18 protein-coding genes and 2 tRNA genes are annotated in these 21,836 nt (G+C 43.0%); 9 read left to right on the plus strand and 11 right to left on the minus strand.

Annotation, left to right across the window (positions count from 1 at the left end; translation table 11 throughout):
- Positions 1-14: 14 nt before the first annotated feature.
- Positions 15-902, minus strand: a complete 888-nt coding sequence (locus DW182_RS05095) for a rhomboid family intramembrane serine protease (protein WP_115502135.1) — start codon at positions 900-902, stop codon at positions 15-17.
- Positions 883-1,566, minus strand: a complete 684-nt coding sequence (locus DW182_RS05100; RefSeq protein ID WP_167507362.1) for a rhomboid family intramembrane serine protease — start codon at positions 1,564-1,566, stop codon at positions 883-885. The genes DW182_RS05095 and DW182_RS05100 overlap by 20 nt, the downstream gene beginning before the upstream one ends.
- A gap of 292 nt (positions 1,567-1,858) precedes the next feature.
- Between DW182_RS05100 and DW182_RS05110 the strand changes: the two genes are divergently transcribed.
- Together DW182_RS05110 and argS are read left to right on the plus strand one after the other, a co-directional pair.
- Positions 1,859-2,131 (plus strand): HU family DNA-binding protein, encoded by a 273-nt coding sequence (locus DW182_RS05110; protein WP_115502134.1) that lies wholly within the window; start codon positions 1,859-1,861, stop codon positions 2,129-2,131.
- A 125-nt stretch (positions 2,132-2,256) separates the two neighbouring features.
- Complete coding sequence (gene argS / locus DW182_RS05115; protein ID WP_115502133.1) at positions 2,257-4,074, plus strand: arginine--tRNA ligase; 1,818 nt, start codon at positions 2,257-2,259, stop codon at positions 4,072-4,074.
- Between the two features lie 78 nt (positions 4,075-4,152).
- On the opposite strand, the gene topA is transcribed toward argS, so the two are convergent.
- From topA to DW182_RS05145, 6 genes are all read right to left on the minus strand, one after another.
- Positions 4,153-6,510 carry a type I DNA topoisomerase gene (gene topA / locus DW182_RS05120; RefSeq protein ID WP_115502132.1) on the minus strand — a complete coding sequence of 786 codons (2,358 nt, stop codon included), beginning with the start codon at positions 6,508-6,510 and terminating at the stop codon, positions 4,153-4,155.
- Between the two features lie 134 nt (positions 6,511-6,644).
- On the minus strand, positions 6,645-8,300 hold the full coding sequence (locus tag DW182_RS05125) for a TonB-dependent receptor (RefSeq protein WP_118294871.1): 1,656 nt from the start codon (positions 8,298-8,300) through the stop codon (positions 6,645-6,647).
- Between the two features lie 41 nt (positions 8,301-8,341).
- Positions 8,342-11,374, minus strand: a complete 3,033-nt coding sequence (locus tag DW182_RS05130) for a tetratricopeptide repeat protein (RefSeq protein WP_118294872.1) — start codon at positions 11,372-11,374, stop codon at positions 8,342-8,344.
- Between the two features lie 92 nt (positions 11,375-11,466).
- Positions 11,467-11,994, minus strand: a complete 528-nt coding sequence (locus DW182_RS05135; RefSeq protein ID WP_117691218.1) for an NUDIX domain-containing protein — start codon at positions 11,992-11,994, stop codon at positions 11,467-11,469.
- Between the two features lie 33 nt (positions 11,995-12,027).
- Positions 12,028-12,648 (minus strand): ATP-binding protein, encoded by a 621-nt coding sequence (locus tag DW182_RS05140; RefSeq protein ID WP_118294873.1) that lies wholly within the window; start codon positions 12,646-12,648, stop codon positions 12,028-12,030.
- 609 nt (positions 12,649-13,257) lie between these two features.
- The gene (locus DW182_RS05145) at positions 13,258-13,800 is read right to left on the minus strand and encodes a hypothetical protein (RefSeq protein ID WP_233564083.1); all 543 of its coding nucleotides are present in this window, start codon (positions 13,798-13,800) and stop codon (positions 13,258-13,260) included.
- 955 nt (positions 13,801-14,755) lie between these two features.
- On the opposite strand from DW182_RS05145, the gene DW182_RS05155 reads away from it, so the two are divergent.
- A complete protein-coding gene (locus tag DW182_RS05155; RefSeq protein ID WP_118294875.1) occupies positions 14,756-15,202 on the plus strand; it encodes a hypothetical protein in 447 nt (148 codons plus the stop codon).
- 15 nt (positions 15,203-15,217) lie between these two features.
- The gene (locus DW182_RS05160; RefSeq protein ID WP_118294876.1) at positions 15,218-15,709 is read left to right on the plus strand and encodes a 3'-5' exonuclease; all 492 of its coding nucleotides are present in this window, start codon (positions 15,218-15,220) and stop codon (positions 15,707-15,709) included.
- A gap of 329 nt (positions 15,710-16,038) precedes the next feature.
- On the opposite strand, the gene DW182_RS05170 is transcribed toward DW182_RS05160, so the two are convergent.
- Positions 16,039-16,548, minus strand: a complete 510-nt coding sequence (locus tag DW182_RS05170) for a DUF1573 domain-containing protein (protein ID WP_118294877.1) — start codon at positions 16,546-16,548, stop codon at positions 16,039-16,041.
- Between the two features lie 337 nt (positions 16,549-16,885).
- On the opposite strand from DW182_RS05170, the gene DW182_RS22105 reads away from it, so the two are divergent.
- From DW182_RS22105 to DW182_RS05185, 3 genes are all read left to right on the plus strand, one after another.
- Positions 16,886-17,041, plus strand: a complete 156-nt coding sequence (locus DW182_RS22105) for a hypothetical protein (protein ID WP_156148693.1) — start codon at positions 16,886-16,888, stop codon at positions 17,039-17,041.
- Between the two features lie 61 nt (positions 17,042-17,102).
- Complete coding sequence (locus tag DW182_RS05180) at positions 17,103-17,906, plus strand: inositol monophosphatase family protein (RefSeq protein WP_118294879.1); 804 nt, start codon at positions 17,103-17,105, stop codon at positions 17,904-17,906.
- A gap of 17 nt (positions 17,907-17,923) precedes the next feature.
- Positions 17,924-18,628 (plus strand): ComF family protein, encoded by a 705-nt coding sequence (locus DW182_RS05185; protein WP_007661951.1) that lies wholly within the window; start codon positions 17,924-17,926, stop codon positions 18,626-18,628.
- Between the two features lie 116 nt (positions 18,629-18,744).
- Here DW182_RS05185 and DW182_RS05190 read toward each other — a convergent pair.
- Positions 18,745-18,818, minus strand: a tRNA-Asn gene (locus DW182_RS05190).
- Positions 18,819-18,842: 24 nt separating this feature from the next.
- Positions 18,843-18,916, minus strand: a tRNA-Asn gene (locus DW182_RS05195).
- Between the two features lie 81 nt (positions 18,917-18,997).
- Between DW182_RS05195 and DW182_RS05200 the strand changes: the two genes are divergently transcribed.
- Together DW182_RS05200 and DW182_RS05205 are read left to right on the plus strand one after the other, a co-directional pair.
- A complete protein-coding gene (locus DW182_RS05200) occupies positions 18,998-19,978 on the plus strand; it encodes an adenosine kinase (RefSeq protein ID WP_021967584.1) in 981 nt (326 codons plus the stop codon).
- A 10-nt stretch (positions 19,979-19,988) separates the two neighbouring features.
- A complete protein-coding gene (locus tag DW182_RS05205; protein ID WP_118294986.1) occupies positions 19,989-21,746 on the plus strand; it encodes a S41 family peptidase in 1,758 nt (585 codons plus the stop codon).
- The last annotated feature ends 90 nt before the right edge of the window (positions 21,747-21,836 follow it).

A 21,836-nucleotide genomic window follows, 5' to 3' on the forward strand; every position in this document is an offset into this window, starting at 1 on the left:
CCCATATTTCTATATTATCGTTTGCTCGCGTCGAAAAGACTTTTCTTTTCTTCCGTAGTCAGGCTTTCGTATCCCGATTTTTTTAGTTTGTCGAGGATGCGATCTATTTCTTCTGACTGAACTTTCTTGCGGGCGTTGTAATCGTAGTCTTTCTGACGACTGTTACCATAATGCACTTTCATTTTGGGCTTGCGAGGCTTGAAGCTGAATACTGAAATAGCATCCAGAGTCTTATTAATCCAAGATGTAATGTCTCTGCCTTTACTCAGTCCGGCTGCAAACCAGACTCCTGCTAATGCGCCACCCAAATGGGCGATATGTCCACCTGCATTGCTGGATGTGATGAACAGTAAATCAGTGCCGATAACAATCAGTGCCAGATACTTCAGTCGTATTGTGCCAAATAGGAATAATCGTATCGGATAGTTTGGTTCACGATATGCGGTTGCAGCTACAATAGCAAGCACAGAAGCAGATGCTCCCAGCATAAATGAGTAGTCAACCATCGGACGGAAATACGGAAAAACGTTATATGCCACCATGTACAGCAATCCGCCACAAATACCTCCCAATATATAAACTCCCCGCAAATGCTTTGCAGAGAAGAACATCAGGAACAGTGCGCCAAACCAATATAGCCATAGCATGTTGAACAGAATATGCAGAAAACCTGCATGCATGAACATGTATGTGAACAGTGACCAAGGTTGTATGATGAATTGGGTAAATGAAGCAGGAAGTTCCAACCATTCAAATACCCCGCCAAGGCTACGGTTGAATAGCTGCAAAAAAACTTCAGTCAGCGTAGTAACCACGAAGGCGGCTACGTTGATATAAATCAGTTGGATATAAATATTCCCTCTTCGAAAAGCTTCTTTAAGATCAGTTGTAATAGTACCCATTTCCTCTGTCTTTTTTTCTCCAGTACATGATCAGTATAAAACCGAATATCATACCACCCAAGTGTGCAAAGTGAGCTACGTTGTCACCCGGATTGTTAGCAAATCCTGCATACAGTTCAATCAATGCATATCCGATAACGAAGTACTTGGCCTTGATCGGGAACGGCAGCGGGAAGATAAATAACGGCTGGTTAGGGAACAACATTCCGAATCCCAGCAGGATGGCATATATAGCTCCCGACGCTCCTACGGTAGTCATCATGTTAAGATACTCTTTCATTGGAATGACAGAATAGCCCGTGTTGACGCTGTCGTATGCGGAAAGCACCATTTCATAATGAACATATTGAACGATTTCCTGTATAAATCCTGCACCGATACCACATACCAGATAATAGAACAGGAAGCGTTTCGGCCCCCACACTTGTTCGAGGATACGACCAAACATCCACAAAGCGAACATGTTAAAAAATAGATGCGTGAATCCACCATGCATAAACATGTATGTGATAAGTTGTGCCACATTGAAATTATCAGCAAGGAAAAAGTGAAGTCCTAAATAGCGGTCTATATCTATACCGTAACTTTGAGCAACAATGGTTGCAAGAAAGACCAGTACATTAATGATTAATAGGTTCTTAGTAACTGTTGGTATGGCATTCATAATCTGTTATTTCATTCATTGAGTTGCAAAAATAGTGCAAACCGAAAACAGAAGCAGACTCGCTTGATTATGTTGAGGTGCAGCCTGTTTTCGCTTTATTCGGCAAAAATACGAATAAATTCTGTTCTATAACAGAAAAACGACTTTCTATTCCTTTTTTTTCGCCAAAATCCAATCTTTTTTTAATGTTTTTATTTGATATTCAGAAATATTACTCTATTTTTGTAGAGCTTTGTGAAATTCTATTGCAGATATCTTTTGTGTAACATATTAATTATTAAATTTTAAATTTATGAACAAGTCAGAACTTATCAGCGCTATGGCAGCAGAATCCGGTTTGACAAAAGCGGATTCTAAGAAAGCATTGGAGGCTTTCATGGCATCAATCACAAAAGCTCTAAAGGCTGGTGATAAAGTATCATTGGTTGGTTTCGGTACGTTTGCTGTATCTGAAAGAGCGGCGCGTCTGGGCATTAATCCTTCTACCAAGCAGAGCATTACGATTCCTGCAAAGAAAGTTGCTAAGTTTAAACCTGGTATGGAGTTGACTTTGGCTATCGGATAAAGACGGCTACGAATAAAGAATAGGAAAGGAGATGCACGAGCACCTCCTTTTTTATTATCCCTACAAACGGAGTACTTAATTCGCCAAAATATAGTATCTTTGCACCCGGAAAATACTTTTAAATCATGAATATAGAAGATAAACTGGTAATGTCCGTAATCAATGGACTGAAAGCGCTGTACGGACAGGATGTGCCTGCCGCACAGGTACAATTGCAAAAAACCAAGAAAGAATTTGAGGGACACCTCACGCTGGTAGTTTTTCCTTTCCTGCGCATGTCAAAGAAGGGACCGGAGCAGACAGCACAAGAGATCGGTGAATATCTGAAAGCTAATGAACCTTCCGTTGCTGCGTTCAATGTCATCAAAGGTTTCCTGAACCTGACCATTGCTTCTTCTGCTTGGATTGAGTTACTGAACGGCATTCATGCCGATAAACAATATGGTATTGCTGCTGCCACGGATCACTCTCCGTTGGTTATGATAGAATATTCTTCACCCAATACCAACAAACCGCTTCACTTGGGTCACGTACGCAATAACCTTTTGGGTAATGCCTTGGCCAACATCGTTATGGCGAACGGCAACAAAGTGGTAAAGACGAATATTGTGAACGACCGCGGTATTCATATCTGTAAATCCATGTTGGCATGGTCCAAATATGGAAATGGTGAAACTCCTGAATCATCCGGTAAAAAAGGCGATCACTTGGTGGGTGACTATTATGTAGCTTTTGATAAACACTATAAAGCCGAGGTAAAAGAACTGATGGCTAAATTCCAGGCTGAAGGTGCGACGGAAGAAGAAGCTAAAGCAAAAGCAGAAGCTGCCTCTCCTTTGATGAACGAAGCCCGTGAAATGCTGGTAAAATGGGAAGCCGGTGATCCGGAGGTACGTGCACTTTGGGCAAAAATGAATAATTGGGTGTACGAAGGTTTTGATGAAACTTATCGTAAGATGGGTGTGGGTTTTGACAAAATATATTATGAGTCAAATACCTATCTTGAAGGTAAAGAGAAAGTTATGGAAGGTCTTGAAAAAGGTTTCTTCTATAAGAAAGAAGACGGTTCTGTATGGGCTGACCTTACTCCTGAAGGTTTGGATCACAAATTGTTGCTCCGTGCCGATGGAACTTCTGTTTATATGACTCAAGATATCGGTACGGCTAAGTTACGTTTTGCAGATTATCCTATTGACAAAATGATTTATGTTGTAGGTAATGAGCAGAACTACCATTTCCAAGTGCTTTCTATCTTGCTCGATAAACTCGGTTTCGAATGGGGAAAGGGGCTTGTGCATTTCTCTTATGGTATGGTCGAGTTACCTGAGGGTAAGATGAAGAGTCGTGAAGGTACAGTAGTAGATGCCGATGATTTGATTGAGGAAATGGTGAACACTGCTAAGGAAACTTCAAATGAACTGGGAAAACTGGATGGTTTGACTCAGGAAGAGGCTGATAATATCGCCCGAATTGTAGGATTGGGTGCTTTGAAATACTTTATCCTCAAAGTGGATGCCCGCAAGAATATGACGTTTAATCCGAAAGAGTCAATCGACTTTAACGGGAATACAGGACCGTTCATTCAATATACGTATGCGCGTATTCAATCTGTACTGCGTAAGGCGGCTGAAGCCGGCATCGTAATTCCGGCTGAAATTCCTGTAGGCATCGAGTTGAGTGAGAAAGAGGAAGGACTTATCCAAATGGTGGCTGATTTCGCAGCTATTGTGAAGCAGGCAGGCTCAGATTACAGTCCGTCTATCATTGCCAACTATACTTATGATCTGGTGAAAGAATATAATCAGTTCTACCACGATTTCAGTATTCTGCGCGAAGAGGATGAAGCTGTGAAAGTATTCCGCCTTGCTTTGTCGGAGAATGTGGCTAAAGTAGTTCGTCTCGGCATGGGATTGCTGGGTATTGAAGTACCGGACAGAATGTAATTACAGATAATATTATAAAACAATCAGCCCCGGAATGAAAGGATCATTCCGGGGCTGATTGCTTTATAATGAATCGCTTTATGCTTTCTTTTTGGCATATCTTCCACGCTTCGGTTTTGCCGGAGCCGATGCAGCTTTTTCACTTTGCAGTTTGACGATTTCCAGGCAGGCATCCAAACTTAAATCTTCCGGAACGATATCCTTTGGAATCTTATAATTGTTGCCTTTATAAGCGATATAAGGGCCATATCTTCCGTTCATGATTTCCAAATCCGGTTCTTCTTCGAATTTTTTAAGATGCTTCTTGGCTTCTGCTTCCGCTTTTTCCTTAATTAACTCCAGAGCCTCTTCCAATTCTATTTCCATAGGATCTGCTCCTTTGGGGAGTGAAGTATAGGTGCCATTATAATAGATGTATGGCCCGAAACGTCCGGCATTGACGCTGACAGTTTTACCTTCATGTTCTCCAAGAGTACGTGGCAACTTGAATAGCTCCATTGCTTCTTCCAGAGTAATAGTCTCGATAGACATACCTTTCTTCAGAGGAGAAAAACGAGGTTTCTCTTCATCTTCCGCAGTTCCTATCTGTACTACCGGACCGAAACGTCCAATCTTGACTGAAACAGGTTTGCCGCTGACAGGATCGTCTCCCAATAAGCGTTCTCCGGTCTTATGTGCATTCTTGGCTGCGAGGGTACTTTCTACAGATGGATGGAACGTTTTATAGAACGTCTTCATGATAGTCGTCCATTTTGTATCGCCTTCTGCTATCTCGTCGAATTGTTTTTCTACGCTTGCCGTGAAGTTGTAGTCCATGATGCTGGGGAAGTATTGCATCAGAAAGTCGGTTACAACTGTACCGGTATCTGTAGGTAACAGTTTGGCTTTCTCAGCCCCGGTAATCTCAGTGCGTGTATCATCTGCAATCTTATCTTCTTTCAAGGTAATCACATTGTATAAACGCTCTTCGCCGGTCTTATCTCCCTTCTCTACATACTCACGCTGCTGTACAGTAGAAATAGTAGGTGCATAAGTTGAAGGACGACCGATACCCAACTCTTCCAGTTTGCGTACCAGGCTTGCTTCAGTATAACGGGGTGGATGTTGCGTGAAACGTTCCGTAGCAGTTATATTCTGGTACTGTAGTTTCTGTCCCTTCTTCAAAGGAGGTAACAGACGGCTTTCATCTTCCTGCTCCACATCATCATCATAAGATTCTCTGTATACACGCAGGAAACCGTCGAATTTTACCACTTCTCCGGTCGCATTGAATGTATCAGATGCATTGCTGATGCTGATGGTTGCTGTTGTCTTTTCCAGTTCGGCATCTGCCATCTGGGAAGCTATAGTGCGTTTCCAGATCAGGTCATACAATTTCTTCTCCTGTGCACTACCTTCTATTTGCGCCTGTTCCATATATGTAGGACGGATAGCCTCGTGTGCTTCCTGTGCCCCTTTAGTCTTGGTGCTGAAGTGACGTGGATGCACATATTTGTCCCCCATCATGTTGGCGATGGCTTCTTTACTGCCGTTGATTGCGTATTCCGATAAGTTTACCGAGTCGGTACGCATATAAGTGATACGTCCGGATTCATACAGTCTCTGAGCCACCATCATGGTTTGAGCAACTGTGAAACCAAGCTTACGTGCAGCTTCCTGTTGCAGGGTAGAAGTGGTGAACGGTGCGGCCGGACTTTTCTTTACCGGGCGGGTTGTAATGTCTTCAATGGTAAACATTGCTGCCTGGCAATGTTCCAATAGTTTCTGAGCTTCTGCTTTAGTCTTGAGGCGACGTGCAAGTTCTGCTTTCATCTCCACAAGTTTGCCGTCCGTGTCGGGAACCAGGAAAATGGCAGTGACCTTATAAGATGCTTCACTTTGGAAAGCATGTATTTCACGTTCGCGCTCTACGATGAGACGTACGGCTACTGATTGTACACGTCCGGCAGAAAGTGCAGGCTTTACTTTCTTCCACAGTACGGGCGATAATTCAAAACCCACGATACGGTCGAGGATGCGGCGAGCCTGCTGTGCATTAACAAGATTTATGTCAATGTTTCGAGGCTGCTCAATAGCCTTTAATATAGCGGTTTTGGTAATTTCATGGAATACGATGCGTTTAGTATGTTCCGGATTGAGTTTCAATACCTCATACAAGTGCCACGCGATGGCTTCTCCCTCGCGGTCCTCATCGGAAGCCAACCATACGGTATCTGCTTCTTTCGCTTCAGATTTCAGTGTCTTTACCAGCGTTTTTTTATCTTCCGGGATTTCATAGTCCGGTTCAAAGTTCTTTTCAACGTCAATACTGAATTCTTTTTTCTTCAAATCGCGTATATGACCATAGCTGGAAAGAACCTTATAATCTTTTCCCAGGAACTTCTCAATTGTTTTTGCTTTTGCCGGTGACTCGACAATGACAAGGTTTTTTGGCATAAATTTCTGTTTTATAGTGACTCCTGTCACTGAATTCGCCCGCAAAAGTAGAAAAAAACAATTGTTTCCACCTTATAATATGTGGAGAATATATTCTTTTTTAGTAAAAATGACTTTTTTTGCCTCGTTGCTTGTTAAAAACGGAAACTCACACCACCCACGAAATTGATACCTTCTGTAGGATATCCCCAATAATATTGATAGTCTTTGTTCAATAAATTGTTTACACGAGCGTAAATAGAGATACCTTTGAAAACTTCGTAGCTACCACCAAGGTAAAGATTACCAACGGGATCTACCCGCTCGTTTTCTATTTTCTCACGAGTGATGTGCTGGTATCCGAGGCTGATCAGGACTGAGGAGATCGGTCGGATATCTGCGTGAATGTTTGCTTCGAAAGAAGGCATATAGGCAAGTAGCCAATCTCCGTTATCCTCTTCTACCTTTGCAACTTTCCAGTCACGGTAAACACCTGAGGCGGAAAAAGAGAGAATGTCTTTATAGCTGTAGCTGACCTCGGCACCTGCATAGATGTTATGCATGTTTCTTTGGAACAGTTGGAGGTACGATTGGTTGTCGGTATCTACGATATAGCTTGAAACTCCGGCAGAGGCAAGGTTGTTCTTTAAATCCTGGTATCCACCATAGAGGTTGAACCATAAGCCTGTTACAGGACTGGTCTTGAATCCGAGTGCGGCATTCAGTTGCTCGTAAGTGGCATCCAGCTGTATTTCACTCTGTCCGTAAGGCGAAACGGTTTCCAGCCTGCGGAAGTCATTGGTTCGGCGTCCGCCTGTGGCCTGGGCATAAAGAATGTAACTGTCAGAGAAAATATATTGGGCAGTGACGTCCGGTGATATTCGGAACTTCTTACCAAATCCGAAAGCAAAATCCACATGGGCACCGAGTCGGATTTTCCAGTCATCATTCTGATACAAGTAGTAAGGATTGAGTTCTACAGATGTATAATCATCAAAAAGATTGTTCTTATAAAATACATTGTCCATTGTCAGGTCTACTCCTACAGATTGTTCTTCGGAGATAGAACCCACTGCACCTGCTTTGGTCCGTACCATTGCTTCCTGTCCATCTTTCTGAGACAGGTCATACTGGCGTTCATAGAACATCAGGTTCGTTTCGGCATGAAACTGAAAAGGCAAGTCTTCACTTGTCGACTTGACTCCGAAATGTACATCTCCCGACAGGAATTTCTGTTTGTTGTTTATACTATAGGGCATAAAGTTGAAATTGCTCAGACCGAAGTTGCCGGCTACATTTAAGTCCACTTTCCGGAAAGCATGTACATAGTCCATGCCAACGCGTGTACGGTAGTAACGTGCATCCCATTTCTCCGCAAAATCGGGTACTTTTAATTTGCCGTCCATGCCGTTCATGTGGAAGTTTAGATTTAGCTTATCGCTATTGGGAAGGATAAATAAGTAATTGGCGCGTGCGTCCAGGTTCCCATAATTCCCATATCCTAGGCGCGCGTATCCGCGTTGTGCTTTGTCTTGGCTTTCTGTTCCGGTATAAGCCTGCATGGTACTTGCGGGGATATTTCCTTCCGGTACCAACGTTGCATCATATTCCACTGCTTTTTTGCTGACAGTTGGCGGTGCCACTTGTGGCAATACATTTACCTTGGAAGCATCCATGATGTCCGGATTATATTCTTGTTCTACCACGACCGTGCGGCTCAGGGTAGTGTCTTTAGCTTGTGTTTGGGCCTGTGCCCAGTTCGGGAAGGCTATTAGTGCCAATGCTCCGAATATATATTGAGATTTCTTCATATCGCTATTCTACTTTACTACTTACTACTTTACTACTCTTCTTATTTCAGTTTTTCCAGTCTTTCATTGATCATCTGTTCAATGTCATCGTCAGCATGGTAATTCTGCTGCAGGCTCAATAAGTATTGGCGTGCATCCAGTTTCTTATCCATGGCTACATATACATCAGACAGCAAAATAAAGCTGCGTGCCAGCCAGTAAGCGTGTGGTGTACTTTGTTCGATGAAGTTAAGTATTTCTTTCTCGGCGGCAGCATACTCATGGGCTTTATACAGTTGCAGGGCAACCAAGTATTTAGCTTCGGCTCCATAGAGAGTGCGTGTATCTTTAGCCAATGCCTGAAGATCGTTCATCGCTTTTTTGTCGGCCTGTTGGTTCAAGTATGCTTTAGCGCGGAAATACAGGGCTTCGTTGCGCAGTTCCGGTGTCAGCTTAGCCTCGGCAAGCATGTCTGTAGCAGCAGCGATTGTTTCTACATCATCCTGCATCATGGCTGCACTGCGTAGCATACCGGTTGCTGCAAGCTGGCGACGTTCGGTGGTGGTCGCTTTTGCCTTCAACTGCTTGTAGTCGGTAAGTGCCTGGTCGAAATGTTTACGGTTGAATAGTATTTCAGCCCGTGCGATAAGTGCTTCCTGTGAGTAGGGAGTGTCCGGATATTCCAACAGCTTACCGGCGTGTTCCAGTACTGCTTCTTCATCTTTCTGCTCTTTGCCGATGACACACAAATAATAGTGCGCATTCAGGCTGAATGCACCGTTGGGATAACTTTGCAGATAGCGTGTAAAGCTTGCCTTAGCTGGTGCAATGTCTCCTTTCATGTATACCTTTTCAGCAGCGATGTAAGTCAGTGAGTCCTGTTCGCTGGCGTCGAAACGAATTTCCCCCGGTACTTTAGCCGCCAATTCGGCAAACTCATCTACGCGGTTGGCATCCACATAAATGGATTTCAAGTCTCGCATGGCAAGACGTGCTTCCTCGCTACCCGGATATTGTGTTACAACATGTTTGTATGCTTCTATCGCACGATCATAATCATCGTTCTGATAGTACAGCAAGCCAATTTCAGCGGCAGCTTTCCGGCTGACCGGACTTTCCGGATATTTATCCAGTAACTCTTTGAAGGCTGCGATGGCCTGGCGGCTGTTGTTAGTCTGTACATACGAACGTCCTTTTTCATAAAGTGCATTTATGGCGTAAGGTGAACTCGGATATTTGCTGGACAGACGGTTGAGTAATGCCACTTTGCCGTCATAATCCTTTTGTAGGCCGGCTACTAAAGCCAACTGATAGAATGAGTAGTCTCCTGCGGGAGTTCCCATATTCTCAGCTTTATTATAGTATTGTTTGGCTTCATCAAAACGGCGAACATGTAGGTGGCAGTCGCCTATACGGTTATAGGCGTCGGCAAGTGCGGTGGCATTTTCTCCTTTTTCCAGTTGTGTAAACTTCAGGAAGCGGTTTTGTGCAAGCGTATAATCTTTTTCGTGGAAAGCAATATAAGCCAGATTATAATATGCCAATGCATAAGTCTCCGTATTCCTGTCCGGAGTCAGGTTCAGATATTCGTTAAAGTTACGGGCAGCTTCCTGCATCCGGTTCAGTCGATAATAAGATTCACCTCTCCAATAGATGGCATCCGCTTTGGTTTGCAAGTTGTATTGCCCCAAAGCGATAGACTGGTTGAAATAACCGATAGCTTCCTGGAATTGTGTATTTGCAAAAGACTGGGTGCCGAGGTGGAACAGGATTTTCTGTTTAGCCTCCAGAATGGCAGCACCCGGATGGGTGATACGTTCGATGGATTTCAGGGCAGCTTCATAACTGCGGGTATTCATATACACCTCTACCAGATAACTGCTGACTTTATCCACATACTGGGAATTGGGGAATTCATTGAGGAACTTTTCGAAAACGGTGACAGATTCACCGAAAGCGGAATAAGAAGTTTCGTGAATACAGAGGGCATAGTTGTATGCGGCCTGCTCCTTGATCTGCACGTTTGCATTAGAGGCGGAAGCCTGTTCAAATGCCATACGCGCTTTGTTCTTGTCTCCCATTTGCAGGTACGACAAGCCCATGTGCAGATAGGCATTTTGTGAAAGCGCATCATTCCCTGTAGCTACTTCCCCGAGGGTATTGGCTGCTTTGGTATACACACCGGAGTGATAATATGAAAGTCCCAGCATGTACAGCGCATCCCGGCGGGGAGCTTCCTCTTTGTTGTTTGCCAGATACTTTTCAAATGCTCCCATTGCTTCGTGGTATTTTCCGAAGTGATAGTCCGCATCACCCAGAACACGATACATTTCTGCGGTATATTCATTGTTGGGGTAGGCAGACAAGTAATTCTGTGCGACGATTTCCGCCTTATCATAATTCTTCTTTATCAGATAAATTTCTGCTATATAATAAGGCACCAATGCTTTATACTTTTCATTATCCTGCAAGGACAGGAAGCCAGTCAGGGCGTCATCGTAGCGCTGTTGGGTATAGCGGATGTATGAAAGGTAATAAGTGCAATCCGCAACATATTTCTTGCTGGTGCTACGAAGCGTCTCGAACCAGATGGCGGCTTCTTTCACATTTCCTGTTTTCAGGTAGCAGGTGGCGAGGCGATAGGTCATGTCATCCCGTTCTTCATTTCCAAGCAGGTCGAGGCGGGAAGCATTGAACATAGCCATAGCCGCATCATAGTTTCCTTCGAAGAAGTATACGGAAGCCATGAGTGCATAAATGCGATTAGCGTATGGAGTATCGGGGTACTCATCCAGATAGGCACGCAATTTATCTATACTTTTCGTATCTTTCAGTTCATAAGCGGCGCATACCAGCATATATTCAGCCTCCATCCGTTCGCCTTCGGCAGGCAATGGTTTGCCTTCAGCGTCTACCTGGCGCACAAAGGCCTGGAGTGGCGGGATGGCGGCAGCGTAAGCTTTTTGTTGGAACAATGATTGTCCTTCCTGATAAAGTCGTTGGGGGGAAGTGATTTTCTCGCTGGTCTGTGCTGTAGCGAGCAGGGGTGCACAGCAGAGAGCCGTGCACAGTATTCGGGAGATTTTATTCTTCATAATGCAACGCGTTTTTACAAAAGTACGGGTTTTAAGTCGAATTTGTTACACTTATTTGGCTTTTTTAGGATATACAGGTGTCGGTTGAATAATTATTCGCTCATTTCTTTCAGGAATATTCCTAATCCTTTCCGGATAGACCCCAGTCCGAAATCTTCTGTGCGTATCTCTTTTAATGGGATAAAAAACAGGTCTGCGGCGTCATCCATTGCTTTGTAATGCAGCGTATCAGCTACTGTGCAACGGAAAAACAGATCCAGCGTGTGGACGGGGAAACCGGAATACACATATATGTTAGGTAAGGAAAAAAGATATTCCGCCTTATTCACTTCCATGCCTGTTTCTTCTTTCACTTCACGGCGCACTCCTTCTTCTCCGGTTTCGGCCATGTCGATGAAACCGCCCGGCAAGTCGAGTGTTCCTTTGGCCGGGGCTTTGGCGCGGCGGCATACCAATAGTTCGTTCCGTTCATTCATAATCAAGGCTACGGTGGCGGCGGAGGGGTTGAAGTAATATACAAATCCGCAGTCGGCACAGCGTTTTGATTTTTCGTTGTTGATTTCAAAGTGTATGGAGCCACACTTGGGGCAATACTTGAATTGGGAAAGAGGATGTTCCATGAGATTTTATGAGTTTATTAAATCTTCTATTTTCTACAGTCTGTTATCTGAGTGTTTTTTTAATCCCATCATTTCAAAAAGCTCTGTTCGCGGAATTCTCTTTTGCAAAAGTATCAGCATTTCTTTCACTCTATTGTGCACTTTCCTATTTAAGAGATCGCTAACTTGGTTTGTGAAATTAATAAGGTCATCAATGGTATTGAAACTAAGTTTAATATCAAGATTGATATTTGGCTTTATAAATGTTTGATCCGCTAAAATATGCGCTGGAATTGTTGCTAAAAAGTAAGTACTATCATCGTCTGTTTCAAAAACAGGTTTGGGAGAACCATTTGCCTCCAATGCGTCATATATAGCAGGAAAGCCTGTACCTCTCCCTTCTGTTAATTGCAACTCCTTCAGGAAATCACCGATACGTCTGTTTCGATATTCACGGGCTACAATGCTCTCGCTACCTACACGTATATAGGGTTGTCGTTGTGCTTTTGTACCAAGTGTTATGGGAGCGGAGTACATGCGATTGTCTCCTGCAGGACACCAGAGTACCATGGTGTGGATAATGGTTTCCGGATTCCACCCGGATTTAAACTCTATCCTCTCCCATTCAACAGTGTTGCCTTTTATTAAGTCTTCTATATTTATTGGTAAAGCCATATTCAGTCGCACAATATTTCTGCAAATGTACTGAATGTTGTCGGTATAACAATAGGACAGATCAGATAAGTGGAATTTTCAAGTCTGTGTCTTTCCAATAATATTGAGGGCCTGAGTTCAGTTTGCACTTAAAGTTAGTCTCAATCTACTATCACTACTCTCACTTTTAAAATAAATCGTTGATAACTAAAATATTAGGTGTGAGCGAGAGTAAAGTTTGCGCGTGAGAGTAGGGGGCTTACTCTCACGCGCAAATTTTACATTTCTATATCGTAACTTGTTCTGTCATACGTAGTATCCTATCGTATGATGCATATATCGGATGGATCTGTAATCTGATGTTTTTTAGCCTTTTTTCCCCGTGTAAACGATAAGATTGCCATAGTTGTTTGTTCTAATCATAAGGTATTAATTGGTTTTATATAAGCCATGATTTTGTTTTCTCCTAAGGAATATCCCGTTCACTCTTAGGAATAATTGGATGTCAACCTTGGTCAACAGGCCTGCCAACCTTGGTTAACAGGCCGATCAACCAAGGTTAACAGGCCTGTTGACCAAGGTTGACATCCAATAGGACTTACTATAGAGTTATAAATGAGCAGGGTAAAGTCAAATGCTTCCCTGTCTGTTATTTGAAGTATCCATTACATGGCATCTCCCCAATGCCGTATCCATCATTCTCGCCCCATAATCATACCAATCCAGCCCATGCATCCTGTCCAACTCTTTCCCGTTGTATTTATAGGACTGTTTTCCCGAAGCTCCAGTATTCACTTCAAATACTCCTCCGAAAGGATAATAATGATTCACCTGTTCTGTGTTCCACAACGTTCCGTTCAAACGCACCACCATCCGATTATTTCCCTGATGATCTTTCAGGTAATAGTAAAATGTTGGAGTTGTCCCGCCCAGAGTGGCATATCCTTCTTCTGTGAGTACCTTGCTCAGACTTCCGTTTTCATAGATCACATTTCCACAATAATCCACCGTATGGGTTTGTGAAACCTGATTTGCCGCCAACTCTTTTATCTGCCCCATGGGGACGGATATATTTGCTATCGCCGTTCTGTGCACGACTTTCAGTTTCTTCCCGTCCGCACTATAGATATAATCCTTCCGGTTCCCATTGGTAAATTGCAGTGTTGCAGGCAAATTTAAAAGATTATATTGGATTTTACTAATTTTTTTGTTATAATCCTGTTGCATATTTCCGTTGGAGTCATAAAAGTACTTTGCGGGAAGGCCGTATATTTCCTCTCCCGAAATCAGCGTATTGCCAGTTCAGCAAGATTGTATCTTTGGTATTTATAACCCATTTCTCCATAACCGGAAGACTGATATTTCCGTCATTGGCAATTCTTTGGAGGAAACCACCCGTTATATTGGATGAATAGCAATAATAATGTTCAAATGTCTGGTTCCCGCAAACTGTTTTGGTGGATTGAAGTATGCCATGGCCGGCCAAATGTGTACTGTCTTCCGTAAAACCGGGGGAGTATGATCCTTAGCGGTGGGGGAAGTACATTTGTCAGGCTGGAATACACTCGGGAACGGTTGTAGGTATATGAAGTTACCTCACGGTGTGAGATGGCGTTAGGGTAATGCCTGATGGTGATGGTGGTGTCCTTGAATAAACGTCCGCAAGCGGTTTTTGTTTCAAAAAAGTTAAAATCGGATGTACTCTGAAAATCTTCTTTGCTTATTCCCGATGCATCTATGGTGCGCAGAATGCTTTCTATATAAAAACCTGTTTGTACGATTCCTGTACGTTCAAGGGAATACCGGTTGATTTCCTCTTCTATGGGTTCATAGCCTGAAGGTGTATGTTTATATATGGTACGGTGGATGAGTGGGGCCTTTTCCCAACAGGTTTCCTGAAAATAGCCGCCTACGAACTGTGGGCCATAAATGCGCTTGCATTCTTCGTGGGTTTCCGGACTTAAATTAGTGATAATATATCAGTGGATATTATTATGTGGCTGTAATATTACGAAAAAAGAATGCTCAGATTTTTTAAGATGGTGATAGAAATAGATTTTGGCTTATCTTATCTCTCGCTTCATATTTATTTGTACTTTTGACCCGTAAAACTTTAACTGGAAATTTTATGAAAGTCGGAAAAATCTATCTCATGCTCTTTGTAGGTGTGGGCATGGCATTGGCGAGTTGTGGCAACTCTCAAAACAAGAAAAATGAATCTCCTGTAGTAGGTAGCGATAAAGACGAACATGGTTGTATCGCTTCCGCCGGATATATATGGAGTGAGGTGCAGAAAGATTGTATCCGTCTTTGGGAAAAAGGTGTCCGCATGGAAAGTGTGGCAGATAAGGAAAATACGGCGTATATTGTTTTTGCTCCCGACTCATTGCAAGTAGAATTATTCTTCTCCGGTGACCAACCCAATGAAATATTGGATCGCCGTTCGCTGCCGGGCGGAGACTATGCCTGGAATGTGGAAGACGATGATACAAAGAATGTCCGCCAGGAGAATGGCAGATGGACCATCAGCCAGAGGGGAAATCTGATTTACCAGCAGGTAGATGAAATTCAGTAATTCTGGTTCGGGATTATGGAAAATTTTGCTGCTATAGATTTTGAAACTGCCAACGAGCAGCGTACCAGTGTATGCAGTGTCGGTGTGGTGATAGTACGGGATGGAGAGTTTACAGACAGTTTTTATGGTCTGATCCGTCCCGAACCGGAGTATTATTCTTATTGGAATACCCGGGTGCATGGGCTGACATTGGCGGATACGGCACAAGCACCGGTATTTCCGGATGTGTGGAAGGAGATTGTACCACTTATCGAAGGGCTCCCGCTTGTTGCCCATAATAAAGGTTTTGATGAGAGTTGCCTGAAGGCGGTCTTTAAAACTTATTGTCTAGATTATCCTGATTATACTTTTCATTGTACTTTGCAGACTGCCCGCAGGAGGGTGAAAGGTCTGCCTAACTATCAGTTACATACGGTATCCGCTTATTTTGGTTATGAATTGGAGCAGCATCACCACGCGTTGGCGGATGCTGAGGCCTGTGCCTGGATAGCGAGATTAATTATATAAAAGAGGAGGTCTTGGCTGAAGCCTCCTGTTGTAGTGTGTCACGATGAATTTAAAAGGTCATCACTTATGCTTAATGTAGACATTGGTTGGTTTTGCACGAACTTCATTGCCTTTGAGGTAGGTGTAATACTTTCTATTTCATCTAGGCGTTTCACGTTGAATAATAAAATTCCGTTCCTGTATTTCCTGGACGAAGCGACTTTGTGTTTCTCACGCAAGCAGCGGTCAAGATTGAGAAGGTTTACGGGAAATATGACCGCAGCAGCGTAGAGGCAAATTTCAGTAAGCAGTTTTACGGGAGAATTAAGGACATAGGGGCATGGAAAAAGTTACCTGAATACAGAACGGATGTCGAATTCTCTCTTTTCTTCCTTTCCGTTTTTTTTGTTGTATTCTTCCCAAAGAGTGTCTATGTCCATATTTATAAATCCAATTCCTAAAAGAGTAGGTAAAGAGTGTGGCTTTTTTGTGTAAAAATTTACACCAATGCTCTTTACATCTGATATATTCGAACATTTTTGTAGGCACATATTTACGTCTAAAGTGAAGCTGATTATTCTTTTCTCTTTCGGCTGTATAATTCCTTTTTGATAATTAAATTTTAAGCAACCTTTAGTTGGTATGATTGAATAGAGATCAATTGGTTCCTCGCTTATGTTTTCTATTACTATTTTTTTACTTATTGGAACTGTATCTGCGATAATTCCTAATTTGAGAATATTGTTTTTAAGTCCAAAGATAGCTATACTATCTCGGCTTACTCCACCAATTCTAAATGTTTGTGACATTCCGTTAACTGCAATGAAACAGCAGATCATGAGAAATAAATATCTTTTCATTGTTCTTTTGGTTTTTAATTGATTTAACTTTCACAAAAATAAGGCCTTAAAAAAAGTATAGTTAGAAGCCAGGCGCAAGCTTGAGTTGCAAATTTACTTAAGTATAGCGACCTTTGCAAAAGTGTTTTAAAACGTAAATGCACTATTCGTACAGCATCTGTGATTATCTGGTTTAAAAAGGGATTAAGTGTGGCAAATTTTCTTCTTTAACCCGCTGGCGGCATTAAAGGCTGCTCAGTATCTTGTCAGAGACGTACCAAAGAGGGACCAAACTCCTGTTTGCTCCGTACTATTGTCGTATAGAGGTACCTCTGACCGAAGTTGGTACGGAGTTGGTATGGACCAAGTATTGTCCAACTCCAGTGATGATATGGGTGGGGAGCTACTCGGTGCGCTACTTCGTGCAATGTTTGATAAAGAGGAAGAAATTTTTCAGGTTTCCGATTTGTTTTTAACTTTGTCAGTTGAAAGCAATGAAAAAACAAGCGTATGAATGTAAAAGAGCAGTCTCTTTTGCCAGCAGGTGGAAGAAACAGCCGGTAATATATAGAAATATGGAAAATTTGAGAGCGCTGATGGAGGCTGTCTGTCGTATAGCCCGTGAGGCGGGGCATTTCTTGAAGGAAGAACGGAAAAGCTTCCGCCGGGAAGTTGTGCAGGAAAAGCATGCACATGATTATGTGTCTTATGTAGACAAAGCTTCTGAGAAGAGGATCGTATCTGCCCTTAAAGAACTGCTTCCCGAAGCCGGTTTTATCACGGAAGAAGGTTCGGCTGTGTATCAGGATGAACCCTATTGCTGGGTTGTGGACCCGCTGGACGGGACTACGAATTATATCCATGACAATGCGCCTTACTGTGTATGTATAGCCCTTCGCTCCAGGGAGGAACTTTTGTTGGGTGTGGTGTACGATCCTTGCCGGGATGAGTGTTTCTATGGTTGGAAAGGCGGTGGCGCTTACGTAGATGGTCAGCGGATACAGGTTTCCAATGTACAACAGATGGAAGATGCCTTTCTGGTAGTTGAACTGCCTTATAACTCGTGTCAATATGCCCGCACGGGAGAACACTTGATACATAACCTGTATGGTAAAGTAGGTGGCATTCGTATGATCGGTTCTGCTGCCTTGGCGATATGTTATGTAGCTGCCGGACGTTTTGATGCCTGGGCGGAAGCGTTTATTGGTAAATGGGATTATTCGGCGGCTGCATTGCTTGTATTGGAGGCAGGTGGTCGGGTGACCGACTTCTATGGAAATGAAAGTTTTATAGAAGGGCATCATATTATTGCTACGAACGGACATCTGCATTCTACGTTGCAACAACTGATACAAGAAGTCCCTCCATTGGGGATGTAACATAAATAAACTACTTAATGAAAAATACTGTGAAAATCTGGTTAGGCCCTCTGTTTCATCTCTTTTTCCCACGTTGCTGTGTGGTTTGTGGAGCTCCGCTTGTAGAAGGTGAAGAGGCTATTTGCACGCATTGCAACATTAACATGCCCCGTACCAATTACCATAAGGTAAAAGATAACCTTGTGGAGCGTATATTCTGGGGAAAGATTCCTTTGGAACGTGCCACTTCTTATTTCTTCTATCGCAAAGGGAGTGACTTTCGCAAGATACTGCATCAGTTCAAGTATGGAGGACGAAAAGAACTGGGTGCAATAATGGGGCGTTTTATGGCTGCAGAGTTGGCTACAACAGATTTCTTTGAAGGTATAGATGTCATTATTCCTGTACCTCTGCATCCCCGTAAGCGGAAGGCGCGCGGGTACAATCAAAGTGAATGGATTGCCCGTGGAGTGTCTCAGGTAGTAGGATTGCCTGTGGACGTATCTTCGGTGATACGTGAGAAGCATACGGATACGCAAACCCGTAAATCGACTTATGAACGTTGGGAGAATGTGGATGGCATCTTTCGGCTTCGCCATCCGGAGAATTTTGTGGGAAAGCATGTACTGATCATTGATGATGTGTTGACTACCGGCTCTACCACTACGGCTTGTGCCGATGTTTTTCATGAAGTAGAAGGAGTACGCATTAGTGTGCTGACATTGGCGGTAGCCGAAGGATAGTATAAATAATGTTAATATGGAAAATGAATTCGGCATTCAGCCGAATCTGTATCTTTGATAAAGCTATTCGTGGGACAGAAAACAAAAAAGGTTCGCCGTAATGACGAACCTTTTTGCTCTTCCTCTTGGACTTGAACCAAGGACCCTCTGATTAACAGTCAGATGCTCTAACCGACTGAGCTAAGGAAGAATATGCATTTAAGTTTCTCTTTCGCTCTTCCTCTTGGACTTGAACCAAGGACCCTCTGATTAACAGTCAGATGCTCTAACCGACTGAGCTAAGGAAGAATGTTGTTTTTTCTCAAATGCGGTGCAAAAGTAATAGGATATTTTGAAATATGCAATATCTTTGCAAAAAAAAAAATCGAAATGGACAAAATAATTGGAATGGGCAACGCCCTTGTTGATGTTCTTGCTACTCTCAACGACGACCAAATTCTAAACGAAATGGAACTTCCCAAGGGGAGCATGACTCTGATTGATGAAACGAAGCTGCTGATAATCAATGAGTGTTTCAGTGAAATGGAAACAGAACTGGCCACCGGGGGCTCTGCAGGAAATGCAATTCGTGGTATGGCATGCCTCGGAGCAGGAACAGGATTCATTGGTAAGGTTGGCAATGATGCTTATGGAAAGTTTTATCGGCAAAGTTTGTTGGAACGGGGAACGGAAGCAAATTTATTAGTTTCTTCTGAGTTACCTTCGGGGGTGGCTTCCACTTTTATATCACCTGACGGGGAACGTACTTTTGGTACTTATTTGGGGGCCGCCGCTACATTAAAGGCTGAAGACCTTTCACGGGAGATGTTTAAGGGGTATACTTATTTGTTCATAGAAGGTTATCTGGTGCAGGATCATGATATGATACTTCGTGCCATTGAACTGGCAAAAGAAGCCGGATTGCAAATCTGCCTGGATATGGCAAGCTATAATATTGTGGAGCAAGACCATGATTTCTTCTCTTTATTGATAAACAAGTATGTGGATATTGTGTTTGCCAATGAGGAGGAAGCAAAAGCATTTACGGGTAAAGAACCGGAAGAAGCATTGGATGTGATTGCTAAAATGTGCAGCATCGCCATTGTGAAGTTGGGTGCCAGAGGATCACTCATTCGTAAAGGGACAGAGGAAGTGCATGTGCATGCTGTCACTGTGGACAGGGTAATAGATACGACCGGTGCAGGTGATTATTTCGCTGCTGGTTTCTTATATGGACTGACTTGCGGATATTCTCTGGAGAAATGTGGCAAGATAGGTTCTATCCTTTCAGGAAGTATCATCCGGGTGATCGGTGCAGAAATGCCTGCCGAGTGGTGGGAAGATATCAAAACGAGAATCAGTGAACTATAATAAACAGGATATGAAGAAAATACTGAAAGTACGCTGGATAGCTACCTTACTGTTAGTAGTAGGTGCAGTTGTCTTTTTTAGTTTCAAGAGTGGCGATAGCCGCAGTTTCCAGATTGCAAAGAACCTGGATATATTCAACTCCATTGTGAAGGAACTGGATATGTTCTATGTAGATACGTTGGACCCGAATAAGACGATACGTGAGGGTATTGATGCGATGCTGTATTCGCTGGATCCCTATACGGAGTTTTATCCGGAGGAGGATCGTAGTGAACTGGAACAAATGCTTAAGGCTTCTTATGGAGGTATAGGTTCTATCATTCGATATGAGCCGAAACTGAAGCGTACGGTGATTGTAGAACCTTACGAAAATATGCCTGCTGCGGAAGTAGGATTGAAAGCTGGCGATATCTTGCTTGAAATAGATGGAAAGGATTTGACCGGAAATACGGATGTGAGCAAAATGCTTCGTGGGCAGGTGGGGACAAGTTTCCAACTGAAGGTTGAGCGTCCCGGTGAGGCAAAGCCATTAGATTTTACAATTGTCCGTAAGAACATCCAGTTGCCGCTTATCCCTTATTACAGCAAACTGGATAACAATATCGGTTATATCAACCTGAGTACTTTTTCCGGAAATCCGTCCAAAGAGTTTAAGAAGGCTTTCCTTGATTTAAAGAAACAAGGTATCACTTCATTGGTGATCGATTTACGTAATAATGGCGGTGGTTTGTTGGAAGAAGCTGTAGAGATAGCCAATTACTTTTTGCCCCGTGGCAAGACGATTGTAACCACAAAAGGTAAGATAAAACAAGCCAGCAATACGTATAAGACATTGCGCGAACCGTTGGATACGGATATTCCTATTGCTGTATTGGTAAATAGCGGTACGGCTTCTGCTTCGGAAATTCTGGCGGGTGCCTTGCAGGATTATGACCGTGCAGTGATTGTAGGCAATCGCACGTTTGGAAAAGGTTTGGTGCAGGTTCCGCGTACTTTGCCTTATGGTGGTACGATGAAGGTGACTACTTCCAAGTATTATATTCCCAGTGGTCGTTGTGTACAGGCGATAGATTACAAGCATCGTAATCCGGATGGTAGTGTAGGACGTATTCCTGATAGTTTGACTACCGTATTCCATACGGCTATCGGACGTGAAGTGCGTGATGGCGGTGGTGTGACACCGGACGTTGCAGTGGAACAGGAAAAGTTACCCAATATTTTGTTCTATCTGGTGAATGATAATCTGATCTTTAATTATGCTACGCAATACTGCTTGAAGCATCCCACAATCGCTTCTCCCGAGAATTTCGAAGTGACGGATGCTGATTATGCAGAGTTTAAGGAAATGGTGAAGAAGGCGGACTTTAAATATGACCAGCAGAGCGAGAAGATTCTGAAGAACTTGAAAGAGATGGCCGAATTTGAAGGCTATATGAAAGATGCTTCTGAAGAATTTAAGGCACTAGAACAGAAACTTAGCCATAATCTGGACCGTGACCTGGATTACTTTGCAAAAGATATCAAGAACATGATAGCACAAGATATCATCAAACGTTATTATTTCCAGCGTGGCGGCATCATCCAGCAACTGAAGGATGATAATGACCTGAACGAAGCAACGAAGGTACTGGGCAACTCGGAGGAGTATAAGAAAATGCTGAGCGTACCGGAAACTACGGTCATAAAAGAGAAGGGGAAAGAAACAAGCTTGGTGAATTTTAATTCATACCGAAAAAGCAGTCTGATGATTTTTGATTATGTAGTGTAGGCTATAGCTTGTAGTTCTTAAAATAAGTAACCGGATAATTTTACGGCCTATCTTTACCTTCCCGGAAAAGATAATCCATAAAGTTATCCG

This window comes from Bacteroides sp. AM16-24, assembly GCF_003471885.1.
In the GTDB taxonomy this organism is placed as follows: Bacteria; Bacteroidota; Bacteroidia; order Bacteroidales; family Bacteroidaceae; genus Bacteroides.

Coding starts and splice junctions, on each gene's coding strand:
- DW182_RS05205 (WP_118294986.1), top strand. CDS start 19,989: ATGAAGAAAATACTGAAAGTACGCTGGATAGCTACCTTACTGTTAGTA.
- DW182_RS05185 (WP_007661951.1), top strand. CDS start 17,924: ATGAAAAATACTGTGAAAATCTGGTTAGGCCCTCTGTTTCATCTCTTT.
- DW182_RS05140 (WP_118294873.1), bottom strand. CDS start 12,648: ATGGCTTTACCAATAAATATAGAAGACTTAATAAAAGGCAACACTGTT.
- topA (WP_115502132.1), bottom strand. CDS start 6,510: ATGCCAAAAAACCTTGTCATTGTCGAGTCACCGGCAAAAGCAAAAACA.
- DW182_RS05130 (WP_118294872.1), bottom strand. CDS start 11,374: ATGAAGAATAAAATCTCCCGAATACTGTGCACGGCTCTCTGCTGTGCA.
- DW182_RS05155 (WP_118294875.1), top strand. CDS start 14,756: ATGAAAGTCGGAAAAATCTATCTCATGCTCTTTGTAGGTGTGGGCATG.
- DW182_RS22105 (WP_156148693.1), top strand. CDS start 16,886: ATGGACCAAGTATTGTCCAACTCCAGTGATGATATGGGTGGGGAGCTA.
- DW182_RS05095 (WP_115502135.1), bottom strand. CDS start 902: ATGGGTACTATTACAACTGATCTTAAAGAAGCTTTTCGAAGAGGGAAT.
- argS (WP_115502133.1), top strand. CDS start 2,257: ATGAATATAGAAGATAAACTGGTAATGTCCGTAATCAATGGACTGAAA.
- DW182_RS05110 (WP_115502134.1), top strand. CDS start 1,859: ATGAACAAGTCAGAACTTATCAGCGCTATGGCAGCAGAATCCGGTTTG.
- DW182_RS05160 (WP_118294876.1), top strand. CDS start 15,218: ATGGAAAATTTTGCTGCTATAGATTTTGAAACTGCCAACGAGCAGCGT.
- DW182_RS05170 (WP_118294877.1), bottom strand. CDS start 16,548: ATGAAAAGATATTTATTTCTCATGATCTGCTGTTTCATTGCAGTTAAC.
- DW182_RS05200 (WP_021967584.1), top strand. CDS start 18,998: ATGGACAAAATAATTGGAATGGGCAACGCCCTTGTTGATGTTCTTGCT.
- DW182_RS05125 (WP_118294871.1), bottom strand. CDS start 8,300: ATGAAGAAATCTCAATATATATTCGGAGCATTGGCACTAATAGCCTTC.
- DW182_RS05135 (WP_117691218.1), bottom strand. CDS start 11,994: ATGGAACATCCTCTTTCCCAATTCAAGTATTGCCCCAAGTGTGGCTCC.
- DW182_RS05180 (WP_118294879.1), top strand. CDS start 17,103: ATGGAAAATTTGAGAGCGCTGATGGAGGCTGTCTGTCGTATAGCCCGT.
- DW182_RS05100 (WP_167507362.1), bottom strand. CDS start 1,566: ATGAATGCCATACCAACAGTTACTAAGAACCTATTAATCATTAATGTA.